The following is a 6,870-nucleotide window of genomic DNA, read 5'->3' as shown; positions in this document are numbered from 1 at the left end:
CAGCGGGAGCAAGCTCCCTCGCCACAGAGGTTGTGTGTGTGGGCTGGTTAACGCCAGAAAACCTTTGGGAGCGCTTAGCCGCCCTTATGCAACTTGCTCATCAACTCTGCCTCGGCCTGGGTCAAACCGCAGGCCTGGGTCAGTTCGTCGACGCTGGCGCCCATGCCCACCAGGCGGGCGGCCTGGGCGAAGGACAGGCTGGAGGGGTCGCGCTGCTCCAGTTGGGCCAGTTTGTCCGGCAACGGTGCGACCACGGCACGTAGCTCGTGCAAGGCTTCGCCCATGCGCACTGTGCCGTTCTGGTAATCGTCGACGCGCTTGGCCAGGTCCCGGATGCGTTGATCACGCAACGCATCGCCCTGGGCCTGCTGAGCGGCGATCTGCCGCTGGCCGCGTATGTACGCGACAAACATCGCCAGCGTGCCTGCCCAGAACAGGAACAGGACAATGACTGCTACCTCAAGAATCAAATCAGATACTCTCCAGTTCCGACCATTCCTCTTCGCTCATCATCTTCTCCAGCTCGACCAGGATCAGCAACTCGTTGTTCTTGTTGCACACGCCCTGGATGAACTTGGCCGACTCTTCGTTACCGACGTTAGGTGCGGTTTCGATCTCCGACTGACGCAAGTAAACCACTTCAGCGACGCTGTCGACGAGGATGCCGACCACTTGCTTGTCGGCCTCGATGATCACGATACGGGTGTTGTCGTTGACCTCGGTGGAGTTCAGGCCAAACCGCTGGCGAGTGTCGATCACCGTGACCACGTTACCGCGCAGGTTGATGATGCCCAGCACGTAGCTTGGCGCACCAGGTACCGGGGCGATCTCGGTATAGCGCAGCACTTCCTGAACGCGCATCACGTTGATGCCGTAGGTTTCGTTATCGAGTTTGAAGGTTACCCATTGCAAAATCGGATCTTCGGAACCCTTGAGAGACGACGCCTTATCATTCATACCCTGACCCCTCGAAAAACCGCCTGTGGCGGTGTGTGTTCTGCCCCGTGACGCTGTGCGTCACCGGTTGTCTTATTTCGGTTTCTGGACCGGCTTGGTGCCGCCCAGGTGTTTTGCCCCGCCGCTGGCGATCAGCTCGGCCAGCTCGGAAACGTCCAGCAAGGCGCACATGTGCTCGATCACCGTACCGGCCAGCCATGGCCGTTGCCCTCGATGGCTGCGCCACTTGATCTCGTTCGGGTCCAGGCGCAGCGAGCGACTGACCTGATGCACCGCCAAACCCCATTCATACCCTTGCACCGAAATCACGTATTGCAGGCCCTGGCGAAAATCATCGCGATAACGGTCCGGCATCACCCAGCGCGCGGTATCCAGCACCTTCAGGTTGCCGGCCTGGCTCGGCAGGATCCCGAGGAACCATTCAGGCTGGCCGAACAACGGCGTCAATTCCTGCCCGGCCAGGGAATATATCGATCCCAGGCATACCAGCGGCACCGCCAGGGTCAACCCGGCCACATCGAACAACAAACACTCGAACGGCTCGGCGGCCCAGGCCGGACGGTCGTCGGTCGGCACCGGCGGCGGTGGGCTGCTCGGTGGCAGATGGACTTCCACCACCGGCGTCACCAGGCCCTGCAGCAACGGTGCAACGGTCGAGACCGGCGCCAGGATCGGCGCAGGCGCTTCCATCACTGCCACCTGAGGCTTGATGAACGGAGCCTCGACTGCCGCGGCAATCACTGTTTTGTGTGCATCACGGGCCTGCTCTTCGAGCACGGCCGCCTGAAATTCATCCAGCCCACCTTCGGCTTCGACGGTCTCGGGCAACGCCTCGATCACGCTCGGCTGCGGTGGCAGTTCTTCGGTTGCTTCCTGCAACAGCCCATCCAGATAAGACTGCAGGGCCAATTGCGGACGCGAGGTTGTCTTTATCGGGCGGCTCATGGGAACAGTGCGCCACTTGAAAAGGTTATCGGCATGTATGCGCCAGGACTTGAGCGCTCACAATCGAGTGCAATACCTTTGGTAAGCCTCTTCACCTTAAGCCACCTGCTGCGAAACGAGCTGCTGGGCCAGCAGGTGCTTGAGCAGCGCCCGGTAGGCCAGCACGCCGCGGCTCTTGCCATCGAATTGCGAAGGGGTCACACCGGCACGGCTGGCGTCACGCAAACGCGTGTCGACCGGAATGTAGCCTTGCCAGATGTCATCCGGGTACATGTCCCGCAGCACCCGCAGGGTGCCCAGGGACGCCTGGGTGCGACGATCAAACAGGGTCGGCACGATGTTGAAGGCCAACGATTGCTTGCGCGAGCGGTTGATCATCGCCAGGGTATTGACCATGCGCTCCAGGCCCTTGACGGCCAGGTGCTCGGTCTGCACCGGGATAACCAGTTGCTGGCTGGCCGCCAGGGCGTTGACCATCAGCACGCCAAGCAGCGGCGGACTGTCGATGATCGCGTAATCGAAATCCTGCCACAGTTGCGCCAGACTCTTGGCGATCACCAGGCCCAGACCGCTTTGTCCCGGCGACTGCCGTTCCAGGGTCGCCAGGGCAGTGCTGGATGGCAACAGGGAAATACGCTCATCGCTGGTGGACAGCAGCAACTGCCCCGGCAGGCCTTCGGGCACGCCGCCCTTGTGCAGGAACAGGTCGTAGTTGCTGTGCTCCAGACTGTCGGGATCGTAACCAAAGTAGCTGGTCATCGAGCCGTGGGGGTCCAGATCGACCATGACCACGCGCTTGCCCGCCTCGGCCAGCAATCCGGCTAAAGCGATGGAAGATGTGGTTTTACCCACACCACCTTTTTGATTGGCGACTGCCCAGACTCTCATTCGGATTGTTCCTCCCGGCCGATACAGGCTCGACCGAGAAATAGCTCGGTTATAAAGCGGGTGACGGAGAATTGACGGCGCTCTGTCTTCCCGGCGACTTGGGCTGGGTCGGTGCAGTTTGTGTGCCAGCACGCTTCAATGCCGCATCCGGTGTTGCATGGGCCGTGCCGGTCCCGGTCAGGCTACGGCGCACCTCAAGGTTGCGCGACACCACCAGCACCACTCGCCGGTTGCGCGCACGCCCCTCGGCGGTGGCATTGTTGGCCACCGGCTGGAATTCACCATAGCCCACCGACGCCAGCCGGCCGGGGTTTACGCCCTGCATGGCGAGCATGCGCACGATGCTCGCCGAACGCGCCGATGACAGTTCCCAGTTGGTCGGGTACTGCGCAGTGCGAATCGGCTGATCGTCGGTGAAGCCTTCTACGTGGATCGGGTTGTCGAAAGGCCTGAGGATAGCGGCCACTCTGTCGATGATGTTGAACGCCATGTCGCTGGGCATGGCGTCGCCGCTGCCAAACAACAGGCTGGAATTGAGTTCGATCTCAACCCACAACTCGTTGCCGCGCACGGTCATCTGATTGGAGCTGATCAGATCGCCAAACGCCGCGCTGATGTCATCGGCAATGCTTTTCAACGGATCGCTGCCGCCAGCGATACCGGCATCGACCTGCTCGGAGTCCCTGACCAACGGTTTGGCCGGCGTAGTGGTCTTGGGCCGCTCATCACCAATGGGGATGGGCTTGAGGGCGCGGTCGGAGTCGGTAAACACGCCGATCAGCGCCTCGGAAATCACCTTGTACTTGCCTTCGTTGACCGACGAGATCGAATACATGACCACGAAAAAAGCGAACAGCAGCGTGATGAAGTCGGCGTAAGAGACCAGCCAGCGTTCATGGTTGACGTGTTCTTCACGATGCCTGCGACGTGCCATTTTCCATGTCCCCCCATCAGTCCATAAAGCCCTGAAGCTTTAACTCAATGGAACGAGGGTTTTCACCTTCGGCGATCGACAGGATCCCTTCCAGCAACATTTCGCGATAACGCGACTGGCGCAACGCGATGGACTTGAGCTTGGCGGCGATCGGCAGCAGCACCAGGTTGGCACTGGCCACACCATAAATGGTCGCGACGAAGGCCACAGCGATGCCGCTGCCCAGTTGCGACGGATCGGCCAGGTTGCCCATCACGTGGATCAGGCCCATTACCGCACCGATGATGCCGATGGTCGGTGCATAGCCACCCATGCTTTCAAAGACTTTGGCCGCTTCGATGTCACGGCTTTCCTGCGTGTAGAAATCCACTTCCAGGATGCTGCGGATGGCTTCCGGCTCAGCGCCATCCACCAGCAGTTGCAGGCCTTTGCGCGAGTAGTTGTCGGGTTCGGCATCGGCCACCCCCTCCAGGCCCAGCAAGCCTTCCTTGCGGGCGGTCAGGCTCCAGTTCACCACGCGGTCGATGCCACCGGCCAGGTCGACTCGCGGCGGGAACAGAATCCAGATGAGCACCTGCATGGCGCGCTTGAAGGCGCTCATGGGGGACTGCAACAGCGCCGCGCCCACGGTGCCGCCGATCACGATCAACGCCGCCGGGCCGTTGGCCAAGGCCCCCAGGTGACCGCCTTCCAGGTAATTGCCACCGATAATGGCGACGAACGCCATGATGATGCCGATCAGGCTGAGCACATCCATTACAGGCACGCCTCGACCAGGTGTCTACCAATGTCGTCCAGCCCGTACACCGCGTCGGCCAGATCCGCTTTGACAATCGCCATCGGCATGCCATAGATCACGCAACTGGCTTCATCCTGGGCCCAAATGGCGCTGCCGCCCTGCTTGAGCAGGCGCGCGCCTTCACGACCGTCGGCGCCCATACCGGTGAGCACCACCGCCAGGACTTTGTCGCCGTAGGATTTAGCTGCGGAGCCGAAAGTGATGTCCACGCACGGTTTGTAATTGAGGCGCTCATCGCCGGGCAGGATTTTCACCGCGCCGCGACCGTCGATCATCATCTGCTTGCCGCCTGGCGCCAACAGCGCCAGGCCCGGACGCAGGATGTCGCCATCCTCGGCCTCCTTGACGCTGATACGACACAGCTTGTCGAGGCGCTCGGCGAACGCCTTGGTAAAGGCTGCGGGCATATGCTGGATCAGCACGATCGGCGCCGGAAAGTTGGCCGGCAACTGGGTCAAGACCCGCTGCAACGCCACCGGGCCGCCGGTGGACGTACCAATGGCGACCAGTTTGTAGGCTTTGCGCTTGGGGGCCGGCGACGATGACGCACTGGCTGGCGCGGAACGCGTTGGCACTGGGGCCGGGGCACTGCGCGCAGGGGCCGGGTTGAAGCTGCCCGACGAAGCCGGGGCTGGCGCCGGTGCAGGCGTTGGCGCAGGTGTGCTATAGGCACCGACACGCCGGTTGCTGCGGGAAATACTGTGGACCTTCTCGCACAGCAACTGCCGAACCTTGTCGGGGTTGCGCGAAATGTCTTCGAAATTTTTCGGCAGGAAATCCACTGCCCCGGCGTCCAGCGCATCGAGGGTCACCCGCGCGCCTTCGTGAGTCAGGGAGGAGAACATCAATACGGGGGTCGGGCAGCGCTGCATGATATGCCGCACCGCCGTGATGCCATCCATCATCGGCATCTCGTAGTCCATGGTGATCACGTCCGGCTTGAGCGCCAGCGCCTGATCGATTGCCTCTTTGCCGTTGGTCGCCGTACCGACGACCTGAATACTCGGGTCCGCCGAGAGAATTTCCGAGACGCGGCGGCGGAAAAAACCCGAATCGTCCACCACCAGGACTTTAACTACCATAAACACTCCGTTAGACAAGACGCGGCTGCAGGCCGCGCCCCTCCAGAATCAAATACGCCGTGCGGCGTAACGCTTGAGCATGCTTGGCACATCGAGAATCAACGCGATGCGGCCGTCGCCGGTGATGGTGGCGCCGGACATGCCCGGGGTGCCCTGGAGCATCTTGCCTAGCGGCTTGATGACCACTTCTTCCTGGCCCACCAACTGATCGACGACGAAGCCAATCCGCTGGGTGCCCACCGAAAGGATCACCACATGGCCCTCGCCCTGCTCGACATGAGCGGCGGAGCTGACCAGCCAACGCTTGAGGTAGAACAGCGGCAGTGCCTTGTCCCGCACGATCACCACTTCCTGGCCGTCCACCACGTTGGTGCGCGACAGGTCGAGGTGGAAGATCTCGTTGACATTGACCAGAGGGAAGGCAAATGCCTGGTTGCCCAGCATCACCATCAGGGTCGGCATGATCGCCAGGGTCAGCGGGACCTTGATGACGATTTTCGAGCCCTGGCCCTTGGTCGAGTAGATGTTGATCGAACCGTTGAGCTGGGAAATCTTGGTTTTCACCACGTCCATGCCCACGCCACGGCCCGACACGTCGGAAATCTCGGTCTTGGTCGAGAACCCCGGGGCGAAGATCAGGTTGTAGCACTCGGTGTCGCTCAGGCGGTCGGCGGCGTCCTTGTCCATCACACCGCGCTTCACCGCGATGGAGCGCAGTACGTTCGGGTCCATGCCCTTGCCGTCGTCGGAGATCGACAGCAGGATGTGGTCGCCTTCCTGCTCGGCGGCCAGGATCACCTTGCCGCTGCGGGGCTTGCCTGACTCTTCGCGCTCTTGCGGCGACTCGATACCGTGGTCGACCGCGTTGCGCACCAAGTGGACCAGCGGGTCGGCCAGCGCCTCGACCAGGTTCTTGTCCAGGTCGGTCTCTTCGCCCACCAGTTCCAGGTTGATTTCTTTCTTGAGCTGGCGTGCCAGGTCGCGAACCAGGCGCGGGAAGCGCCCGAAGACTTTCTTGATCGGCTGCATCCGGGTCTTCATGACCGCGGTCTGCAAGTCAGCCGTGACCACGTCCAGGTTCGACACGGCCTTGGCCATGGCTTCGTCCTGGCTGTTGAGGCCCAGACGCACCAGGCGGTTACGCACCAGCACCAGTTCGCCCACCATGTTCATGATCTCGTCCAGGCGAGCGGTGTCGACCCGTACAGTCGTCTCGGCTTCGCTGGCTGGCTTGTCCGCCGGCGCGGCCGCCGGTGCACGGGCTG

General features: G+C 61.9%; 8 protein-coding genes. All 8 read right to left on the bottom strand.

Going from position 1 to position 6,870, the window contains the following annotated elements; all coding sequences use genetic code 11:
* Positions 1-74 precede the first annotated feature (74 nt).
* Complete coding sequence (locus tag HU811_RS23230) at positions 75-470, bottom strand: DUF2802 domain-containing protein (RefSeq protein ID WP_047226268.1); 396 nt, start codon at positions 468-470, stop codon at positions 75-77.
* Between the two features lies 1 nt (position 471).
* On the bottom strand, positions 472-957 hold the full coding sequence (locus HU811_RS23225; protein WP_024778681.1) for a chemotaxis protein CheW: 486 nt from the start codon (positions 955-957) through the stop codon (positions 472-474).
* A gap of 72 nt (positions 958-1,029) precedes the next feature.
* Positions 1,030-1,902: a CheW domain-containing protein gene (locus tag HU811_RS23220; protein WP_092458430.1), complete on the bottom strand. Its 873-nt coding sequence runs from the start codon at positions 1,900-1,902 to the stop codon at positions 1,030-1,032.
* 96 nt (positions 1,903-1,998) lie between these two features.
* Positions 1,999-2,790, bottom strand: coding sequence for a ParA family protein (locus HU811_RS23215; RefSeq protein WP_047226266.1), 792 nt, complete (start codon positions 2,788-2,790; stop codon positions 1,999-2,001).
* 49 nt (positions 2,791-2,839) lie between these two features.
* Complete coding sequence (gene motD / locus HU811_RS23210) at positions 2,840-3,724, bottom strand: flagellar motor protein MotD (protein WP_186658318.1); 885 nt, start codon at positions 3,722-3,724, stop codon at positions 2,840-2,842.
* Between the two features lie 16 nt (positions 3,725-3,740).
* Positions 3,741-4,481, bottom strand: coding sequence for a flagellar motor protein (locus tag HU811_RS23205; RefSeq protein ID WP_018606553.1), 741 nt, complete (start codon positions 4,479-4,481; stop codon positions 3,741-3,743).
* Positions 4,481-5,605 (bottom strand): protein-glutamate methylesterase/protein-glutamine glutaminase, encoded by a 1,125-nt coding sequence (locus HU811_RS23200; RefSeq protein WP_186658315.1) that lies wholly within the window; start codon positions 5,603-5,605, stop codon positions 4,481-4,483. The genes HU811_RS23205 and HU811_RS23200 overlap by 1 nt, the downstream gene beginning before the upstream one ends.
* Before the next feature lie 48 nt (positions 5,606-5,653).
* On the bottom strand, positions 5,654-6,870 hold a 1,217-nt coding region (locus HU811_RS23195; protein WP_186658312.1), incomplete at its 5' end, for a chemotaxis protein CheA.

Source organism: Pseudomonas tehranensis (assembly GCF_014268615.1).
Lineage (GTDB): Bacteria > Pseudomonadota > Gammaproteobacteria > Pseudomonadales > Pseudomonadaceae > Aquipseudomonas > Aquipseudomonas tehranensis.
Note: the sequence above shows the minus strand (reverse complement) of the source record. Positions and strands in the feature narration are given on the sequence as shown.

What these genes read in the sequence shown, in the direction of transcription:
- HU811_RS23225 (WP_024778681.1), bottom strand. Translation starts at nt 957, where the DNA reads ATGAATGATAAGGCGTCGTCTCTCAAGGGTTCCGAAGATCCGATTTTG.
- HU811_RS23220 (WP_092458430.1), bottom strand. Translation starts at nt 1,902, where the DNA reads ATGAGCCGCCCGATAAAGACAACCTCGCGTCCGCAATTGGCCCTGCAG.
- HU811_RS23215 (WP_047226266.1), bottom strand. Translation starts at nt 2,790, where the DNA reads ATGAGAGTCTGGGCAGTCGCCAATCAAAAAGGTGGTGTGGGTAAAACC.
- motD (WP_186658318.1), bottom strand. Translation starts at nt 3,724, where the DNA reads ATGGCACGTCGCAGGCATCGTGAAGAACACGTCAACCATGAACGCTGG.
- HU811_RS23205 (WP_018606553.1), bottom strand. Translation starts at nt 4,481, where the DNA reads ATGGATGTGCTCAGCCTGATCGGCATCATCATGGCGTTCGTCGCCATT.
- HU811_RS23200 (WP_186658315.1), bottom strand. Translation starts at nt 5,605, where the DNA reads ATGGTAGTTAAAGTCCTGGTGGTGGACGATTCGGGTTTTTTCCGCCGC.